This is a genomic window from Paraburkholderia sp. CNPSo 3076, from assembly GCF_026343935.1.
GTDB lineage: Bacteria > Pseudomonadota > Gammaproteobacteria > Burkholderiales > Burkholderiaceae > Paraburkholderia > Paraburkholderia nodosa.
Genome location: NZ_JAPMAL010000008.1, coordinates 198204 through 215681, shown reverse-complemented (window position 1 = coordinate 215681; position 17478 = coordinate 198204). Strand labels below are relative to the sequence as shown.

General features: G+C 62.8%; 18 protein-coding genes. 4 read left to right on the top strand and 14 right to left on the bottom strand.

Going from position 1 to position 17478, the window contains the following annotated elements; translation table 11 throughout:
• Window position 1 precedes the first annotated feature (1 nt).
• The 3 genes from M3A49_RS11810 to M3A49_RS11800 all read right to left on the bottom strand — a co-directional run bounded on the left by M3A49_RS11810 (window position 2) and on the right by M3A49_RS11800 (window position 3729).
• A complete protein-coding gene (locus M3A49_RS11810; protein WP_266228841.1) occupies window positions 2–772 on the bottom strand; it encodes an enoyl-CoA hydratase/isomerase family protein in 771 nt (256 codons plus the stop codon).
• Window positions 769–2370, bottom strand: a complete 1602-nt coding sequence (locus tag M3A49_RS11805) for a GMC family oxidoreductase (protein WP_266228840.1) — start codon at window positions 2368–2370, stop codon at window positions 769–771. The genes M3A49_RS11810 and M3A49_RS11805 overlap by 4 nt, the downstream gene beginning before the upstream one ends.
• A gap of 114 nt (window positions 2371–2484) precedes the next feature.
• Window positions 2485–3729, bottom strand: a complete 1245-nt coding sequence (locus M3A49_RS11800; RefSeq protein ID WP_266228839.1) for a cytochrome P450 — start codon at window positions 3727–3729, stop codon at window positions 2485–2487.
• 165 nt (window positions 3730–3894) lie between these two features.
• On the opposite strand from M3A49_RS11800, the gene M3A49_RS11795 reads away from it, so the two are divergent.
• The 4 genes from M3A49_RS11795 to M3A49_RS11780 all read left to right on the top strand — a co-directional run bounded on the left by M3A49_RS11795 (window position 3895) and on the right by M3A49_RS11780 (window position 7147).
• Window positions 3895–4623, top strand: a complete 729-nt coding sequence (locus M3A49_RS11795; protein ID WP_266228838.1) for a TetR/AcrR family transcriptional regulator — start codon at window positions 3895–3897, stop codon at window positions 4621–4623.
• Between the two features lie 137 nt (window positions 4624–4760).
• The gene (locus M3A49_RS11790) at window positions 4761–6023 is read left to right on the top strand and encodes an NAD(P)/FAD-dependent oxidoreductase (protein WP_266228886.1); all 1263 of its coding nucleotides are present in this window, start codon (window positions 4761–4763) and stop codon (window positions 6021–6023) included.
• 21 nt (window positions 6024–6044) lie between these two features.
• Complete coding sequence (locus tag M3A49_RS11785; protein ID WP_069268796.1) at window positions 6045–6365, top strand: 2Fe-2S iron-sulfur cluster-binding protein; 321 nt, start codon at window positions 6045–6047, stop codon at window positions 6363–6365.
• A 5-nt stretch (window positions 6366–6370) separates the two neighbouring features.
• On the top strand, window positions 6371–7147 hold the full coding sequence (locus M3A49_RS11780) for an SDR family oxidoreductase (RefSeq protein ID WP_266228837.1): 777 nt from the start codon (window positions 6371–6373) through the stop codon (window positions 7145–7147).
• 52 nt (window positions 7148–7199) lie between these two features.
• Here the strand turns inward: M3A49_RS11780 and M3A49_RS11775 are convergent, their stop codons facing one another.
• The 11 genes from M3A49_RS11775 to M3A49_RS11725 all read right to left on the bottom strand — a co-directional run bounded on the left by M3A49_RS11775 (window position 7200) and on the right by M3A49_RS11725 (window position 17478).
• Window positions 7200–7778: a nuclear transport factor 2 family protein gene (locus M3A49_RS11775; RefSeq protein WP_254353286.1), complete on the bottom strand. Its 579-nt coding sequence runs from the start codon at window positions 7776–7778 to the stop codon at window positions 7200–7202.
• Window positions 7775–8605: an SDR family oxidoreductase gene (locus M3A49_RS11770; protein ID WP_266228836.1), complete on the bottom strand. Its 831-nt coding sequence runs from the start codon at window positions 8603–8605 to the stop codon at window positions 7775–7777. Before M3A49_RS11770 ends, M3A49_RS11775 begins: the two co-directional genes overlap by 4 nt.
• Window positions 8606–8622: 17 nt before the next feature.
• Window positions 8623–9765, bottom strand: a complete 1143-nt coding sequence (locus M3A49_RS11765; protein WP_266228835.1) for an acyl-CoA dehydrogenase family protein — start codon at window positions 9763–9765, stop codon at window positions 8623–8625.
• Window positions 9766–9767: 2 nt separating this feature from the next.
• Complete coding sequence (locus tag M3A49_RS11760; RefSeq protein WP_266228834.1) at window positions 9768–10970, bottom strand: acyl-CoA dehydrogenase family protein; 1203 nt, start codon at window positions 10968–10970, stop codon at window positions 9768–9770.
• A gap of 78 nt (window positions 10971–11048) precedes the next feature.
• A complete protein-coding gene (locus M3A49_RS11755; protein WP_266228833.1) occupies window positions 11049–11834 on the bottom strand; it encodes an enoyl-CoA hydratase/isomerase family protein in 786 nt (261 codons plus the stop codon).
• A 31-nt stretch (window positions 11835–11865) separates the two neighbouring features.
• Window positions 11866–12759 carry a crotonase/enoyl-CoA hydratase family protein gene (locus M3A49_RS11750; protein ID WP_266228832.1) on the bottom strand — a complete coding sequence of 298 codons (894 nt, stop codon included), beginning with the start codon at window positions 12757–12759 and terminating at the stop codon, window positions 11866–11868.
• Between the two features lie 37 nt (window positions 12760–12796).
• Window positions 12797–14326 (bottom strand): class I adenylate-forming enzyme family protein, encoded by a 1530-nt coding sequence (locus M3A49_RS11745; RefSeq protein ID WP_266228831.1) that lies wholly within the window; start codon window positions 14324–14326, stop codon window positions 12797–12799.
• Between the two features lie 34 nt (window positions 14327–14360).
• Window positions 14361–15176, bottom strand: a complete 816-nt coding sequence (locus M3A49_RS11740; RefSeq protein WP_266228830.1) for a 2-oxo acid dehydrogenase subunit E2 — start codon at window positions 15174–15176, stop codon at window positions 14361–14363.
• Window positions 15177–15226: 50 nt separating this feature from the next.
• Window positions 15227–15457, bottom strand: coding sequence for a lipoyl domain-containing protein (locus M3A49_RS11735; RefSeq protein WP_254341490.1), 231 nt, complete (start codon window positions 15455–15457; stop codon window positions 15227–15229).
• 45 nt (window positions 15458–15502) lie between these two features.
• The gene (locus M3A49_RS11730; RefSeq protein ID WP_266228829.1) at window positions 15503–16495 is read right to left on the bottom strand and encodes an alpha-ketoacid dehydrogenase subunit beta; all 993 of its coding nucleotides are present in this window, start codon (window positions 16493–16495) and stop codon (window positions 15503–15505) included.
• The gene (locus M3A49_RS11725) at window positions 16492–17478 is read right to left on the bottom strand and encodes a thiamine pyrophosphate-dependent dehydrogenase E1 component subunit alpha (protein WP_266228828.1); all 987 of its coding nucleotides are present in this window, start codon (window positions 17476–17478) and stop codon (window positions 16492–16494) included. The genes M3A49_RS11730 and M3A49_RS11725 overlap by 4 nt, the downstream gene beginning before the upstream one ends.

Sequence of the window (17478 nt, the reverse complement as noted above, 5' to 3'; positions counted from 1 at the left end):
GCTAGGTCTTGCCAGACTGCGCGGCAATGCCGGCGAGCCCTTCGAGCGCGAGTCCGTAGCCCAGTTCGTCGGCCATGCGACGCTTGAACGGCTGAGCAAAGACCGCGCGGGTATAACGCAGGGTTTCGATCGGCTTCGCCGCGAGGCCGCAGGCGATCTCCCAGGCGCGATCGAGCAGCGCTTCCTGCGCGACGACTTCGCCGACCACGCCAAGCTCCCACGCGCGTTGTGCCGTCATACGCTCACCAGTGAGCAGGAAATGGCGAGCGCGGTTATGGCCGATCAACATCGGCCAGACGATCTGCACGCCATCCGCCGGCACGACGCCGTGAACGAAGTGCGCCTGGTCCGAGATTTCGGCGTGACTGGCCGCGAGCACGATATCGGACATCACGAGCAACTCGGCGTGAATGAGCGCCGGGCCGTTGATCGCGCCGATAACGGGAACCGGAACGTCCAGCAGTTGCATGAGCAAGTCCTGCCCCTCGCGCTGCAGGCGCGGCCAGATTTGCGCAAGCGGTTCCGACGGAAGCTCGGCGTAGTTCATGGCGTCGCAGAACGCATCGCCGGTGCCCGTCAGGATCACTACGCGATTTTCGAGGTCGCGTGCGATCTGATAAAACGCCTCGCCTAGCTGAGTGTGAATGCTGCCGTCGAGCGCGCCCCACTTGAGCGGGCCGCCATCCGTGTGCAGGCGTACCTGTAGAACGCCATCGCGCCGCTCGAATTCAATGTTCGCAAAGCGCCTGCCGTAGTCCTCGAGATGGCTCATCGTGCATCCTCGAGGATCAGGCCGGCGGCACGCCATGCCATCGCCATCATGGGGCCATTGGTGTTGCCGGAGATCATCGTGGGCGTCACTGAGAGATCCATCACGCGCAGGCCTTCAACGCCCCGCACGCGCAAGCGCGAATCGAGCACGGCAAGCGCATCGGAGCCCATCTTGCAGGTGCCGCAAGCGTGATAGCCGGACTGCCCCTCGCGCCGGTAGAGGTCGAGAATCTCGGCGTCGGTCTGAACGGCGGAACCTGGACGCGTCTCTCCATCGAGCAGGCTCGCAAGCGGCTCGGCGGCCAGCACGTTGCGCATGAGGCGGAACGCGTTGACGGCCATCCGCTGGTCGTACGTATCGGCAAGATAGTTCGCAACGACTTCGGGCGGCACGCGGGAGTCCGCCGACTGGATCCTCACGTGTCCCTCACTGCGCGGACGCAGTGGATAGCTGAAAAGCTGCATGCCAGGAAACGTCTCGAACGCATAGCTGGCCGCGCCGAAATCCATCGAGTACGGCGCCATCATCAACTGAACGTCGGGGCGCTTCGCGTCCGGAGCAGTCTTGACGAAGCCGCCCACCTGATAGGAGCCGAGCGACATCACGCCACGGCGGAACAGGAAATACTGCATCGCGTTGCGCCACAAGCGCAGGCCGCTGAACTGCCGGTTCTGCGAGTTGCGCCAATGCCGCAAACGCGCCTGCACCATATACAGATAGTGCTCGCGCATGTTGAGCCCGACGCCCGGGCTCGCTGCCACGACCGGAATGCCAAGCGACTGCAGATGGCCGGGATCGCCAATGCCCGACAACTGCAAAAGCCGCGGTGACTCGATCGCTCCAGCCGACAGCACGACTTCGCGGCGTGCACGGTAAACGATCTGCTGCCCCGCGCTTTCGCATTGCACGCCTGTTGCGCGCGTGCCGTCAAACACGATTCGCGCGGCCTGCGTCGCAGTAACGACCGAGAGGTTCTTGCGCGAACGCGCGGGCTTCAGAAAGGCTTCGGCCGAGCTTTGCCGCTGCCCGTTGCGTATCGTGTAGATCAGATAGGCCACGCCCTCGTGATCGAGCCGGTTGATATCCTCCACGCGCCGAATGCCAAGCGACCGGCACGCCTCGAGAACAGCGTCGCCAATGCGGTTGCGCTGCGCATACGGCGAGACTTTCAGTGGGCCGCCCGAACCCCGCAGTTCGTCGGCGCCCAGCGCGTGATCTTCGATCTGCCTGAAGCACGGCGCCAGGTTCTGCCAGCTCCAGCCCTCCACGCCCAGTTCGCCCCATCCGTCGTAGTCGTCTGGATGTCCACGCATGTACACCATGCCGTTGATGCTGCTCGAACCTCCGAGCATCTTGCCGCGAAGCCAGATTTCATTGCGGTGCCCGTTGCCGTCGTCGGGCTGCACCGGGATGAACCAGGCGTGCGCCGGATCGCCCAGCAGCTTCCCGAATCCCTTGGGCATCCGGATCAGGGGACTGTGGTCCTCGGGTCCTGCTTCAATGAGCAGCACCGTATGGCGCCCGCTTTGCGAAAGACGGTTGGCGAGCACGCAACCCGCCGCGCCCGCGCCAACCACGACATAGTCAAACTCCGTCATCAATGCGTTCTCCACCGTCGGTGCGCGCCGGGCAACTCTATGCGCGAGCTGTCCGGCGGCACTTGCCTTGTCGGTCGGCCTCGTGCAAAGCCCGTGAGGCCGGCTTTGTTCTGATTAGCCGAAGACGACGGGAATCGAATGCGGAACGCGCATCATGATGCCGTTGATCTGCGGAGCCTGCGCGTCCGGATCGAGACGAAGATTGGGCAGGCGGTCGAGGATCGCGTTGAGCGCGCGCGTCATCTCCACACGCGCGAGGTGTTGACCAATGCACACGTGAGGTCCATACGCAAACGCGAAATGCCGGTGAGCCGGTTTGCGATAGATGTCGAACTTGTCCGGATCGGGGAAACGGCTGGGATCACGATTGGCGCTGCCTGCCAGCACGTCGAGAAATGCGCCTGCGGGAATCTCGACGCCACCGAGCGTGACGTCACGCGTCGCCATGCGCGACTGCATCAACACGGGGCCGTCCCAGCGCAGCGCCTCTTCGATAGCCTGCGCGACCAGCGTACGATCCTGGCGCACCGCCTCGAGCTGCGCGGGAGCGCGCAGCAATGCGAGCAGCAGCACGCTGGTTGCGCGATAGGTGGTGTCGCCGCCCGCATTCACGAGTTGGCGCAGGAACGAAATGACGACCTCGTCAGGCAGCAATTCGCCATCGACTTCCGTGGTGGCCAGCGCGCTGACGAGATCGTCGCCCGGATTGCTGCGGCGCGCCTCGACGAGTTGCGCGAAATAAGCGCCCAGCTTCGTCGACGCCTCCACACCGTGCGCCACGTCGATCGACACCAGCGTTTGCGCGATCGCCAGCTTGTGAAAGATTTTCACGTCCTCCGGCGGCAACGCGAGCTGACGGTAGATGATATTGAACGGATAGTGAAGCGTGAACTCGTTGACGAGATCCGCATGCCCGCGATCCACGAACTTCGACATCAGTTCGTTTACCACAGGATCGACCAATGTGTCGCCCCATGCCGCCACCGTGTGCGGCAAAAATGCTTTCTGAAAAATGCGGCGGTAGCGCGGGTGCTCTGGCGCGTCCATCGTCGAAATGCTGCGTCCGAAGCTGATGCCGATATTGCGCTCGTAAGACTTGTTCGAGTACGTCGCCGGATCGCCCAGCACCTGCGATACCTCGTCGTATCCGAATACGCAGTAGTGCGCGACATCGGACATTGTTAGGTCCGCCGCACCGCCCATCAGCACACGATAATCCCCTTCCTGAACCGTGCCTTTTTCGCGCAGCTCGGCAATGCGCGGATACGGGTTGGCATCGGCTCCGTAAGCGAGCGAATCCTCGAAAAAGGGATTGAACGTCGGATCGTCGAAGTCTTCAAGTCGCAGCGCGCCAGCCATGGTTCCAGTCTCCGTTAGTCGTTCGATTGCAGGTGCACGGCCTTGCCGTTTGTACCTATAGTTGAACTATGTTCGATTTTGCACGATTGTGCAAGAACGTTTTATTATTCGGTTGAAGGGGCCTCCGGCGCTTGACCGGTTTGCGCCCGTAATGAAAGGGAAACTATGTCGTCGAGGAATACCCAAGCCGCCAGCAGCCCGGCCGCCGATAACAACGAGCCGCGCGCCCTGACTCGCAGCACAACGCCCGAGCGCATTCTCGATACGGCCGAAAGGCTGTTCGCGATGCACGGTTACTTTGGTACATCGATTCGCGACATCATGCAGAGCTGCGGCATGGAGCTGAGCCTCGCGCGCTACCACTTCGGCAGCAAGGACGCCCTGTTCCAGCAGGCGATAGGCCGCCGCGCGGCCGTGATCAGCCAGCAGGTGATCGGATCGCTGGAAGCGGCGCTCGCTCCGCTGCATGGCGAGCGGCCCGACGTGGAAGCCATCGTGACCGCGCTTTCCGCGCCGGCCTTCGCGCATCTGAAAAGCGGCGACCCGGGGTGGCAAAATTACCTGCGACTGCTGACCCAGATCGGCTGTCTTCTGGAGCGCCCCGACCTAACAGCGCCGTTCTACGACCAATACGCGCCAGCGGCGGCGCGCTACCGCGACGCCTTCGCGAAGGCGCTGCCTGGCGCCAAGCGGGAAACCGTCGAACTCGTGCAGCATTTCGTCGAGTCCGTGTTTCATCTGGTGCTCAACGAGCTGTACGCGAAGGAAGCACGATCCGGTACGCGCGCACTTACGGCACCACATATCGAGCGCATGCGCACCTATTTGATCCGCTTTGCGGTTGGCGGCATCGAGGCGATGGTCAACTCCCCGCGGGACCAACGGGGTGCGTGAGCGGGGTCGATGAGCGGGGTCGATGAGCGGGGTTGATGAGCATTGACAGCCGCGCCGATCGTCGTTCACAATTTAGAACATCATTCATAATAACTAAGGCCGCAGCGAGTGCGACCGTGCGAGACGGAGTTCGCCTTATGACAGCTGTAGACGCAGAAAACACCGCGCTGATCGTTGGGGCGGGTCACGCTGCGGGAGAATGCGCGACCGCGATCCGCGAACAGGGTTGGACGGGGCGCATCGTGATGGTGGGAGAAGAACCGCATTTGCCGTATCAGCGGCCACCGCTTTCGAAGGCATTCCTTTCGGGTGAGTCGACCGCCGAGCAGCTCTACCTGAAACCGCTTTCGACTTACGACAAGGCACGGGTCGAGTTCATTCCGAATACGCGCGCGGAGCGCATCGACCGTGACGCGAAGCGGGTCACGCTCTCCAATGGCAGCGAAATCAGCTACGCCAAGGTCGTTCTGGCCACCGGCGGCCGCGCGCGGCGACTCGCGCTGCCGGGTATCGAAGCCATCGAGAAGCTGCAGAATTTTCACTACCTTCGCACGCTTGATCACGTCGCGCGCATTCGCAACCAGTTTCATGCGGGCTCTCGCCTCGTGATCATCGGCGGCGGATATGTCGGCCTCGAAGTGGCCGCCGTGGCCGTGAAGCGCGGCTTGCATGTCACCGTGCTCGAGGCATTGCCGCGTGTGCTCGCGCGTGTCACCGCGCCCGAGCTTTCCACGTTCTACGAGAAAGTGCACCGCGAGGCCGGGGTCGACATCCGCACGAATGCGATCGTGAGCAGTTTCGAACTCGACGCGTCCTGCGACGCCGTCGCCGCAGTGTGCTGCGCGGACGGCACGCGCGTCGCGGCGGATCTCGTCATCGTCGGCGTGGGACTGGAGCCCGCCACCGAACTCGCGCAGGCCGCGGGTCTCGCCGTCGACAACGGCATCGTGGTGGACGAGCATACGCGTACCTCCGATCCGGATATTTTCGCGGTCGGCGATTGCACCAACCATCCCAATCCCGCGCTCGGCCGCCGGCTGCGCCTGGAGTCGGTGCCGAACGCACTCGAGCAGGCCCGCACCGCCGCGGCGTCGCTGTGCGGCAAGGAGCGCGTCTATAACAGCGTGCCGTGGTTCTGGTCCGATCAATACGATCTGAAGCTCAAGATGGTCGGGCTGTCCCAGGGCTACGACGAACTCGTCCTGCGCGGCAGTCCCGAAAGCCGCTCGTTTTCGACGTTTTATCTCAAGGATGGCGTGATGCTCGCAGCCGACACGGTGAGCCGTGCGCCCGAATTCATGCTGGCAAAGCGGTTCGTCGCCGAGAAAATTCCGGTTCGTGCGGCCGATCTCGCCGACGAGTCGATCCCGTTGAAAAGTCTGCTTCCCCAGTCCAACTAATTTTTCAGAGGTCCAGAAGCCATGCCGCTCATTCGATTCATCCAGCCGGACGGCAGCGAAGCCAGCGTAAGCGCCAACGTTGGCGACTCGGTCATGCAAACCGCGGTGAACAACCAGGTCCCGGGCATTCTCGGAGATTGTGGCGGCAGTTGCAGTTGCGCGACCTGTCACGCCTACGTCGACGAAGCCTGGCGCGGCCACATGCCAGCGGCCGAGTCCTACGAAGTCGACATGCTCACCTGTGCGATGGACGTGCGCGAAAACAGCCGTCTGACGTGCCAGATCTTCATGACGCCGGAACTGGACGGCCTGGTGGTGCGTCTGCCCGGCTCGGCGGCTTGAGCGTCATGACCACGACTGCCCCACGCACGACGCTAATCACCGGCGCGGCTTCCGGCATGGGCGCCGCGCTAGCCCGGCATTTGACCGCACTCGGCGAACGGGTGATTGGCGTCGATCTGAACAATGCCGATGTGTGTTCGGACCTCGCCGACCCGGCGGAACGTGCAGCGCTCGTCGCGCGCGTGCTGGAGATTGCGCCATCGATCGACGCGGTGGTCGCGTGCGCCGGGGTATCTCCCCCCGTGGCCGGCGATACGCTGGTGTCGGTCAACTACTTCGGCGTTGCGGACCTGCTGCCGCGCCTGTTGCCGCTCCTGCATCGCGCGAGGCAGCCCCGCGTCGTGGTGATCTCTTCACTGGCCTCGCTTCATCCCGTCGATACGCGCCTCGTCGAGTTGTGCCTCGACGGCGACGAAACCGCCGCGCGGGAACAGGCCGCAAAAATCGGCGCTCAATGCTATGCGTCGTCCAAACGCGCGCTGACGCAATGGATACGGCGCACGGCCGTGCTGCCCGGCTGGGCGGACCAAGGGGTGTTGCTGAACGGGATCGCGCCAGGCATTGTGAAAACGCCGATGGTCGCGCCGCTGCTGGAAACCGCCGAGGGCCGCGAGGCGCTTGCAGCGGGTGTACCCACCGCCGTGCGGGACTATGCGAGCGCTGAGCAGATCGTTCCGCTCCTTGCGTTCCTCGCCAGTCCGGCCAATGGCTACATGGTGGGCCAGGTTCCCTTCGCGGACGGTGGCGCCGACGTGCTTTTGCGCGGGGAAGCGGCGCTTTGATGCACACGCCCGCGCGCTAGCGCCGAAGGCGCAAACACGATTACGGCGGCGCTTATGGCGCCTTCGTCAACGCGTCGATGGCGGGTTGTTCGCTCCTGCTCCAGAACGCCGCCCACGTCGGAAAGCCCTGCGGGAGACGCGGCTGGTAACGGTCACCCTCATATTTGCCGGGCCAGTTCTGGAAGCGCGGCGCGCCGGGACGTGCGAGCCAGTCCGTCGAATACCAGTGCTGCTCTTCGCGGCGCTCGAAATACCACTGCCCGTCGCGCCGCACATAGTGATCGAAGTAACAGATCGCCATGACCACCCACGAGCCGTTGTCCTCGTGCTCCGCGCGGCAATATACGCTGCCCGTCGCATGGTCGGCGTCGATGAAATCGACCGCGTGGCCGCAGATCTGGTGGATGCTGCGATAAAAGCCGCGCAGGATATGTTCGGACCCGTAGAACGTTTTCAGCGCAGCGCGCCCCACGCCCCATCGGCCGCAATTGACGTCTTCGGCGAACAGTTGCACGAGGCTGTCCAGATCGCGCGAATCGACCGCGAGCGCGTATCGAACCGGCAACTGCTGAATGGCGAGTTGCGCCTCGACGCGTTCGACACGCTCAAGAAGGCTGGCGTCCGTCGTCATGCCGCCCCCGTCGTAGCGTTGGCTGCGGCCGAGCGCGCGCGGAATTCATCGGCATAGTAAGGCTGGTGCGAAAGCAGTCCGCCGTCAACGTTGAATACCTGGCCCGTGACGAACGCCGCTTCATCCGAAGCGAGATACACGACCGCGTGCGCAATGTCCTCGGGCAGCCCGAGGCGAGGCGTGAGATGGTGGCTCAACATCATTTCCCCGAGTTCGCCCGCGTAGTACGCCTGAGTCACCGGCGTGACGATCAGCCCGGGAGCGATCGCGTTGCACCGTATGCCCTCCTTGCCGTGCTGCGCGGCAATGTAGCGCGTCAAATTCTCGATGCCGGCCTTGCAGACGCCATAGGCGCTGTACCCCAGCGCACCTGCCTGAGCCGAGCCCGAAGAGGTATTGATGATCGAACCGCCGCCGCGCGAGCGCATGAGCGGCAGCGCGCGCCGCGAAGCCAGCATGGTGCCGCGAAGATTGATGCGCATCGTGTCGTCCCAGACCGCGACGTCGACCGCCTCGACCGCCGCATCGACCGTACTGGAAAGCGACGTGGCGGCGGCGTTGTTGTGCAGGATATCGAGGCCGCCCCAGGCCTCGAGCGTGAGATCGAACAACGCCTCGATCGAGCTTTCGTCGCCGATATCGACACGCGCAGCAACCGCCTGGCCGCCCGACTCCTTGATACGGCGAACCTGCTCCTGCGCGCCTTCGAGATTCAGATCCGCCACGACCAGCAAGGCGCCTTCCTGCGCGAGCCTCACGGCACAGGCAGCGCCGATACCCGATGCGGCCCCGGTCACAATCGCAATCTTGTCTTTCACGCGTTGCACGATCTGCTCCTCCGGGCTCACGCCGTTACCGGTGTGCGGTTGCTTGCCGCAACGCGGTCGAGATGAAAGTCGATATCGCCGAACATCTTTTCCATCATCGCCATCTTGCGGAAGTAATGTCCGATCGGATATTCCTCGGTCAACCCCATGCCGCCGTGCAACTGGATACCCTGCGCACAAACGAAGCGATTGGCGCGCGCGGCAACGGCCTTGGCCGCCGAGATGGCGCGGCTGCGTTCGGCAGCCGGACGGTCCAGGTGCGCAATTCCGCAGTACAACATCGAGCGCGCTTCCTGCGTGGCGACGAACATCTCCGCCATGCGGTGCTGCAATGCCTGGAACTTGCCGATGGGCTGGCCGAACTGCGAGCGTCCCTTGATGTACTCCGAAGTGATGGCCATCACCGCCTCCATCATGCCGAGACTCTCGGCCACGCTCGCAAGGACGGCGAGTTCCGTTGCCTGCGTGAGCACCTCCAGCGCGCGCTCCGGTCCGACGATCAGCGCATCGTCGCCGACCTCGACGTTGTGCAGATCGATATCCGCCGCACGCGAACCGTCGAGCAGGCGATACGGCCGGCACGTGGCGCCCGCAGCGCGACGGTCGACAAGAAACACGGCAACGCCTTGCGATGCGCTTTCCACTCGCGCGGTCACGAGCAGTTGATCTGCCGACTCACCGGCCACCACCAGCGTCTTCGCGCCGCTGATGAGATACCCCGAGGAGGTTCTACGAGCATGGGTTCGCTCATGGCAACCCACCTTGTAGCGGCTGCCCGCTTCACTATCCGCGAGCGAAAGCAGCAACTTGCCTTCGATGACAGCGGGCAGCAGCGTCTCGCGCTGTGGCTGCGAGTCGCCTCGCTCGATGATCGTGGCGCAAAGCAGCGCCGTTTGCACGACGGGCTCGAGCGCCATGCCGCGGCCGAGCGCCTCCATCAGGATCGCCATTTCGACAAACGAACACCCCAGTCCGCCAACATCTTCCGGCATGGTCAGTCCGAGCCAGCCAAGCTCCGCGTATACGCGCCAATGCTCGCGGCTGAAGCCCTCCTGCTGCGCCGCGATGTGCGTGCGCGCCTCGAATCCATACTCCTGATGGACGTAGCGCTCCGCGCCATCCTTCAGCATCAATTGTTCTTCGGAGAAGTTGAAGTCCATGGCTACAGTCCGAATGCGAGTTTGGCAATGATGTTCTTCTGCACTTCGCGCGCACCGCCGTAAATGGTGGATGCGCGAGCGATGAGATAGCCCGACGTGCGGCCGCCGACGTAATCTGGCCAGTTTTCGTCGACCGCAGGATCGGCGTGCGCGCCGCTGTGGTCGTCGAAGCGCATCACTCGGGGACCCAGCGCGTCCATCTGTAGCTGCGTCACGCGCTGCTGCATTTCCGACCCGCTGATCTTCAGTGCGGACACCACGGCATCGAGGTTGCGCTCGCTCTTCTCTTCGGCGAGGATGCGCAGCACCGACCACTCGAGCGCCATGAGATCCGTTTCGATCTCCGCAACCTTGCGCGCGAACCCGGGCGTATCGATCAGCCGCACGCCGTCGACCATCTCCTGAGCGGCAATGTCCTTCGCGCGTTGCAACTCACGTTTGTTGAAGTACAGGAACGCGCTTGTCGTGCGCTCCTTCTCCAGCAGGTACTTCGCATAGGTCCAACCCATGCCCGCCTCACCCACGAGATGCGCCTTCGGCACACGGACGTTCTCGAGGAACACCTCGTTCAGTCCCCTGCCGCCTTCGATTGACACGATCGGACGCACGGTAATGCCCGGCGTGTCCATCTTGACGAGCAGGAACGAGATGCCTCGCTGCGGCTTGACCGTCGTATCGGTCTTGACGAGAAAGAATCCCCAGTCAGCAATCGTGGCGTCGCTCGTCCAGATCTTCTGGCCGTTGATGACGTACTCGTCGCCATCGAGTACCGCCGTGGTTCTCAATCCGGCGAGGTCGGAGCCCGCGTTCGGTTCCGAGAAGCCCTGGCACCAGAATTCGTCGCCACGCAGGAGCGGCTTCAGGAAGCGCTCTTTTTGCCAGGCCGAGCCGAACGCGATGATGACGGGCGCGACCATATGCGTGGACTGCCAGCTGTAGTCCATGGCGTCGGCGTTGTACAGCTCTTCCATGAAGATATGCTTGCGAAACCCGCTCCAGTCGGTGCCGCCATGCTCGACCGGCAAATGGGGCGCACCCCAGCCGCGCTCGTACAGAATGCCCTGCCACTTGCGAATATCATTGCGCGCAGGCGGATGCACGCCAACGCGCCACCGGCGTGAAATATCGGCGGGTGCATGCTCTTTGAAGAACTGCCTCACTTCCCGACGAAACGCTTCGTCTTCCTTACTGTATTCAAAATTCATGTTTCCCGACTCCTGAATCTCTTACGCACCCGTATATCAGACTGGCCGGACCCGCCCTGCTCGTGCGGGCGCCCCAACTCAGCGGCCACGGAAGGCAGGCGCTCGTTTCTCTCTCGCCGCCAGCCGGCCCTCCGCCGCGTCTTCCGAATTCACCGCGAGCGCTACCGCGTTCAGTTCCTGGGCCAGAAACTCTTCCATGCTTGCGGTGTTCAACCGGAACAATTGCTTCGTCAGGCCAAGCGAAAAGGTCGGGCCGGCCGCGAGTTCGCCGGCCAGCTTCGCGGCTGCCGCGTCGAGTTCGCCGTCCTCGACGAAGTGGCTGGCAAGACCCATATCGAGCGCTTCCTTGCCTGTCAGCCGGCGGTTCAGATACATGATTTCCTTGGCGCGAAACTCGCCGCAATGACGCGCAAGCAGATGCACCATGCCGCCTTCGGGCAGCGTGGCGCGCATCAGGAATGCGGGAATGAACTGCGCCGTATCGGAAACGATCAACTGGTCCGCGCACAGCGCGAAGCTCCATGCAATACCCACGGCAACGCCCCGCACAGCCGCGACCATCGGCTTATTCAGGTTGTACAGCCTCAGCGCGATCTTTTGATACACCGCCATCGATGCGCGCGCATGCGCAACGCTCATTTGCGGCGGCGTGGCGCCGCTGCCGCTGCCTTTGATGTCGGCGCCCGCGCAGAAAGCGCGGCCCGCGCCGGTGAGAATGACTGCGCGAATCTCCGGGTCCTGCTCGATGCGATCGAGGTGGCCGAGAATCAGCTCGAGCATTTCCGGCGTCAGCGCATTGAGCTTCTCGGGGCGGTTCAGGCACAGTGTCGCAACCGCGCCATTCAATGTGAGTTCAACGTCCATGATGTTCGGATGTTCGTTCGAGTTCGGTTCGTCAACTGCCACGAGCGTGCAGGCGGATCATCCCGTCGCCGAAAGGCTCGTCGCGGCGCTTGAGCGCTTCCTTGAGCCCAACCGCTTCCATATCTGCCTTAAACTGCGCGCGGCGCGGTCCCTGGCTCTGGTGAGCCCGCGAGTCGTTCTCCACGGCGAGCCGCTGAAGCGTGCGCGAACCGGCCAACTCCAGGCCGATGTTGACGATGCGTTTGTTGGCCGCCAGCAGATCGGCGTCGACGAAAGACAGACGGCGTGCGAGTTCGCCCACCTCCGCTTCGAGTTCCTCCGCCGGCACCGCGTCCATGACGAGGCCGATCTTCGCCGCGTCGCGTCCCGTGAGCGAGTCTCCGGAAAGCAGCAGACGTTTCGCCCACTGAGGACCAACGTGATAGAACCACATGTGCGCGGGGGGGGAGCCGTTGGCGCGCGTGGCGGGAAAACCGATTCTCGCGTTGTCGGCGGCGATCACCATGTCGCATGCGAGCGCGAGATCCGTGCCGCCTGCAAGACAGTTGCCGTGAACCTGCGCGATGATCGGCTTGTGGATTTCGGCCATCAGATTGACCGTCTCCGCCTGCCGCTCCATCGACCAGCAGTCGTCGTCGAAACTGCGAATCGTGCCGCGATACTCGCCTGGATCGACGGCTTCCGCCGCCCGGTCCGTATACGTCGTCACGAGGTCGTAGCCCGCACAGAAGTCGCGGCCAGCGCCCGAAAGCACGATCACGTTGACCGACTTCAGATCGTCGGCTTCGAGCAATGCCGCCTTCAGTTCCTGCAGCAGCGGATTGTTGATGGCATTGCGCTTGTCCGGGCGATTCAGCGTGATGCGCGCAACGCGCTCCGCGACTTCGAACTGTACGCACTCCGTACTCTTTAGCCATTTGGCCATGATCGGTTCTCTCTGAATGAAGCGATTGCCGGTTCAACTACGCAAACTGCTTGCGCAAAATCACCTTGCTGATCTTGCCTGTCGGCAACCTCGGTAGCTCGTCGACGAACGCAATGGCTTTCGGGCACTTGTAGCTCGCGATCAGATCGCGGCAGAATTCGATCAGCTCGGCTTCGCTGGCTTGTTCGCCCCGGCGCAAAACGACGATCGCCTTGACACATTCGCCCCACTTCTCATGCGGAACCCCGATCACGGCCACGTCGATGACTGCGGGATGCTGCACCAGTGCGTCCTCGACTTCACGGCTGTAAATGTTCTCGCCGCCCGAAATGATCATGTCCTTCTTGCGGTCGACGAGGAAGATATAGCCGTCCTTGTCCTGATAGCCCATGTCGCCGGAGCGATACCAGCCGTCTCGCAGCGCTTCCACCGTCGCGACGCTGTTGTTCCAGTAGCCGCTCAATTGCGTCTGCGAGCGCAGCCATACCTCGCCCGGCTGGCCTTGCGGCAAGTCGTTGCCGTGGTCGTCGACGATGCGTAGTTCGATGCCGGGACACGGCCGCCCAACCGATGCGAGGCGCCGAACCTGTTCCGGCGAGCCGTGCGGCTTGACCTCGTGAGAAGGCAACCAGCATGCGTTGCTCTCGGTCATGCCGTATTGGACCGAAAACACGGGGCCGAGCACCTGAATGCCACGCGAAAGCAGCGGCGCAGGCACGGGCGCCGCCGCAGTAACGATGTTCTCGATGCTCGATACGTCGTAGCTCGACAGTTCCGGCACGTCGAGCACCGCCTGAAGCATGGCGGCCACCATGAACGTGAAGGTGATACGTTCTTCGGCGATCGTTTCGAGCATCTGCTTCGGCTCGAAGCCGCGATGCACGACCGTCGTGCCGCCCATCCAGGCCACAGAATTGACGAAACCAATGCCGCCGACATGGAACGCCGGCGTGGTTTGCAGCACGCGCGTCTTGCCGGAAAATTCCGTGACGAGCGCGCAGCTTTCCGCGGTCACGCACATGGCGTGGTGCGTGCGGACGACGCCCTTGGGACGCCCTGTGGTGCCGCTCGTGTACATCAGGTAGGCGTAGTCTTCCGGGTTCGAACGGATCGGCGGCCCTTCCAGCGGGCCCTCGTCCATCACCGTTTCGAATGAAACAGCCCACTGCGGCGCGTCGCCGATGCAGATGTACTGCTCGATTTCCGGCAATTGCGAACGCAGCCCATCCACGACATCCGCGTACTGCGCCTCGAAGACGAGCGCCTTGGGCGCCGCATCCTTGAGGATATAAAGAATCTCCGCTGGCGCCAGCCGGAAATTGACGGTTGCCAGAATGAAGCCTGCCCACTCGCATGCGCGGTAGCTCTCGTAGTACTCCGCACAATTCATCGCGAGGATCGCAACCCGATCCTGACGCCGCAGGCCGCGCTCATATAGCGCCCCCGAGAAGCGGCGCGCGCGCTCCGCCAGCTGAGCGTGCGTCAAACGGCGCTCAGCGTACACGAGCGCCGTGTGGTCGGCATGCAAGCGAGCGTTTCGCTCAATCATCTCGCCAAGGGTTCTCATTTCAGTCCCGTCGTTGTTTTGTCACTTCGTTCTCTTAGCCTGCGAACGCCTGCGGATCGGCCAGCACGGTCCCGATGAATGCGGCGAAGCGCGCCGCATCGGCTCCATTGATGACGCGATGGTCGTAGCTCAGCGAAAGGGGCAACATCTTGCGCCAGCTAATACCGCCGTCTTCCGCGGGCGCGGCCGCCAGCCGTGTTTTGGTCACGCCGAGAATCGCCACCTCCGGCGCATTGACGATAGGCGTGAAGCCGGTACCCCCAAAGCCGCCAAGCGAGCTGATCGAAAAGCAGCCGCCCGACATCTCCGCCATCGAAAGGCCCTTTTCGCGCGCCTTCAGGGAAATCGCCGCGAGTTCGGTTGCGAGTTCCTCGACGCTCTTCTTGTCGCAGTCGCGCAGCACCGGCACGAGCAGTCCAAAGCGGGTGTCGACAGCGACTCCAATGTGGAAATACTTCTTGAGGACGATGTTCTTGCCATCGCCGTCGAGCGAGGCATTGAATTGCGGGAACTCCTGCAAGGCGCGCACCACCGCCTTGATGAGAAACACGAGCGGTGTGAGCTTCACTGCCGCATTCGCCTCGTTGCGCGCCTTGCGCCAGGTTTCGAGCGATGTGATATCCGCGTCGTCGTGGTGCGTCACATGCGGAATCGTGAGCCAGTTGCGCGACAGGAAGGCCCCTGTGAGCTTCTGGATGCGCGAGACCGGCTTGATCTCCACCTCGCCGAATTCGGCGAAGTCGACCTGCGGCCAGGGCGGCAAATTGGCACCAAATGCAGGCGTTACGGGTTCGCCGGGTCCGGCATTCGCATTGGCCTGCGGCCGGTTAGCAACGGATTCGACACTCATCGCGGATGCCTCTTCAAACGACCTTTGAGTACTTGACGGCGTGAAGCCGATCAGCCGATTTCCGCCAGCAGCGTGCCGACGGGATACACTTCACCAACCTGCGCAACGATGCGCAGCGTGCCCGACGCTGGCGACTCGACTTCCTGAATCGATTTGTCGCTCTCCAGCGCGTAGAGAATCTGGCCTTCGTTGACGGTTGCGCCGTCTTCGGCCAGCCATTCGGCCAGCGTGCCTTCGTTCATCGAAAAGCCCAGTTTGGGAAGCAGAACTTGTGTGGTCATAACCTTGCTCTATTGATGATAAAAATCCTTGGGTGTGCGCCGCTGTTATTTCAACGTGGCGCGAACCGCCTCTTCGATATCGGCCACGCCCGGAACGAACGCGTCTTCAAGCGGCTTGGAGAACGGCACGGGGCAGAATTGCGCGCCCACTCGCTGTACGGGTGCCTTGAGTTCGCGGAAAAGGGCTTCGTAAATGCGCGATGCGATTTCCGCACCCACGCCGAACGGCTTGACCGCCTCATGCACGACGACGGCGCGCCCGGTTTTGGCAACCGAAGTCAAAATCGTTTCGGTATCCAAAGGAGAGACAGTGCGCAAATCGATCACTTCACAGGCAATGCCGTCCTTCGCAAGCGCCTCGGCAGCAACCATGACCTCCTGCACACGGCGGCTGTAGCTGATCACCGTCACGTCGGTGCCTGCGCGCACCACGTTGGCCTTACCAAGCGGAATCGCCACGCCGCGCTCCGGCGCATTGCCCGGATTCCAGTAGGATGGCATGTTCTCGATGAATAGGCATGGGTCGTCGTCGCGGATGCAGGAGAGCATCAGGCCATAAGCATCGGCCGGGTTGGAAGGCGCGACGACCTTGATGCCCGCAACGTGAGCGAACCATGCCTCCAGGTAGTCGGCATGCTGGCCGCCCGTGCCGAATCCCGCGCCCGTCATGGTGCGAATGACGATAGGCACGTTAGTCTGCCCGCCCGACATGAAGCGCAGCTTCGCGGCGTGATTGACGATCATGTCCATCGCGACCGCCGTGAAGTTCATCAGCATGATTTCCGCAACAGGACGCATGCCGACCATCGACGCGCCGATCGCGGCACCAATGATGGCCTGCTCGGAGATCGGCGTCGAACGCACGCGCGACGTGCCGTATTTCGAAGACAGTCCCTTCGTCACGCCGACAATGCCGCCTTCCTGGCCATCGGCAACGTCTTCACCCAGCACGATCACATTGGCGTCGGCGGCCATTGCGTCGTCCAGCGCGTAGTTGACTGCCTGGATGGTGTTGATGTTCGTGGGTGCCTGGCTCATGCGATCACCTCGTCCTTGAAGATGTCGCGCCGAAGCTCCGCGACATCGGGATATTCGCTCGACAACGTGAATTCGACAGCAGCATCGATCTGCGCCTCGTGATCCGCTTCCATCGCCGCCAGTTGCTCTTCGGTTGCGTGCTTCGCGTCGATGAGCCACTGCCGGAAGAGCGGCACGGGGTCCTTGGCGACCCAGGCAGCCTTTTCGTGCTTGTCCATGTACGCATCCGGGTCTCCGAACACGTGCCCCTGAAAGCGGAAGGTATTCGCTTCGATGAGCGTCGGCCCGCCGCCATTGCGCGCGCGATCGACCGCCTCGCATGCCGCCTTGTGCATCGCAATCGGATCGTTGCCGTTGACCGTTACGCCGGGCATCTGATAAGCGACCGCACGTTGCGCGATATTCGCCACGGAAGTGCCGTAGGCGTATTTGGTGTGCTCGGCGTAGCCGTTGTTCTGGCACACGAAGATCACCGGCAACTTCCAGACGGAAGCCATATTCAGCGACTCGTGGAAGGCACCAATATTCGACGCGCCGTCGCCGAAATAAGCCACGGCCACCCGCGGCTCGCCACGAATCTGCGCGGCCAGCGCGAGTCCGTTTGCAATGGGCATGGAACTGCCCACGATGCCCGTCGTCACCATGACGCCGGAAGCGGGATGGGTAACGTGCATCGGGCCGCCTTTGCCCTTGCAGGTGCCGGTCACGCGGCCGCCGAGTTCGGCCCACAATTCCTTGAGCGGCACACCCTTGGCGATCATGTCGTGAACACCGCGGTAGATCGTGCAGATGTAGTCGTCGTCGGTGAGGCACACCGACATCGCGGAGGGAATCACTTCCTGGCCGCGCGGCGAGTAGTACGGCATGACCAGCTTGCCGGACTTGATGACGGCACGAAAGCGCTCATCGTTCTGCTTGATGAGTGCCATGCGCCGGTAAATGTCGACCAGGACTTCACTGCTGGGCGGCTGATAGGCATTCAT

Coding starts and splice junctions, on each gene's coding strand:
- M3A49_RS11810 (WP_266228841.1), bottom strand. CDS start 772: ATGAGCCATCTCGAGGACTACGGCAGGCGCTTTGCGAACATTGAATTC.
- M3A49_RS11805 (WP_266228840.1), bottom strand. CDS start 2,370: ATGACGGAGTTTGACTATGTCGTGGTTGGCGCGGGCGCGGCGGGTTGC.
- M3A49_RS11800 (WP_266228839.1), bottom strand. CDS start 3,729: ATGGCTGGCGCGCTGCGACTTGAAGACTTCGACGATCCGACGTTCAAT.
- M3A49_RS11795 (WP_266228838.1), top strand. CDS start 3,895: ATGTCGTCGAGGAATACCCAAGCCGCCAGCAGCCCGGCCGCCGATAAC.
- M3A49_RS11790 (WP_266228886.1), top strand. CDS start 4,761: ATGACAGCTGTAGACGCAGAAAACACCGCGCTGATCGTTGGGGCGGGT.
- M3A49_RS11785 (WP_069268796.1), top strand. CDS start 6,045: ATGCCGCTCATTCGATTCATCCAGCCGGACGGCAGCGAAGCCAGCGTA.
- M3A49_RS11780 (WP_266228837.1), top strand. CDS start 6,371: ATGACCACGACTGCCCCACGCACGACGCTAATCACCGGCGCGGCTTCC.
- M3A49_RS11775 (WP_254353286.1), bottom strand. CDS start 7,778: ATGACGACGGACGCCAGCCTTCTTGAGCGTGTCGAACGCGTCGAGGCG.
- M3A49_RS11765 (WP_266228835.1), bottom strand. CDS start 9,765: ATGGACTTCAACTTCTCCGAAGAACAATTGATGCTGAAGGATGGCGCG.
- M3A49_RS11760 (WP_266228834.1), bottom strand. CDS start 10,970: ATGAATTTTGAATACAGTAAGGAAGACGAAGCGTTTCGTCGGGAAGTG.
- M3A49_RS11755 (WP_266228833.1), bottom strand. CDS start 11,834: ATGGACGTTGAACTCACATTGAATGGCGCGGTTGCGACACTGTGCCTG.
- M3A49_RS11750 (WP_266228832.1), bottom strand. CDS start 12,759: ATGGCCAAATGGCTAAAGAGTACGGAGTGCGTACAGTTCGAAGTCGCG.
- M3A49_RS11745 (WP_266228831.1), bottom strand. CDS start 14,326: ATGAGAACCCTTGGCGAGATGATTGAGCGAAACGCTCGCTTGCATGCC.
- M3A49_RS11740 (WP_266228830.1), bottom strand. CDS start 15,176: ATGAGTGTCGAATCCGTTGCTAACCGGCCGCAGGCCAATGCGAATGCC.
- M3A49_RS11735 (WP_254341490.1), bottom strand. CDS start 15,457: ATGACCACACAAGTTCTGCTTCCCAAACTGGGCTTTTCGATGAACGAA.
- M3A49_RS11730 (WP_266228829.1), bottom strand. CDS start 16,495: ATGAGCCAGGCACCCACGAACATCAACACCATCCAGGCAGTCAACTAC.
- M3A49_RS11725 (WP_266228828.1), bottom strand. CDS start 17,478: ATGAATGCCTATCAGCCGCCCAGCAGTGAAGTCCTGGTCGACATTTAC.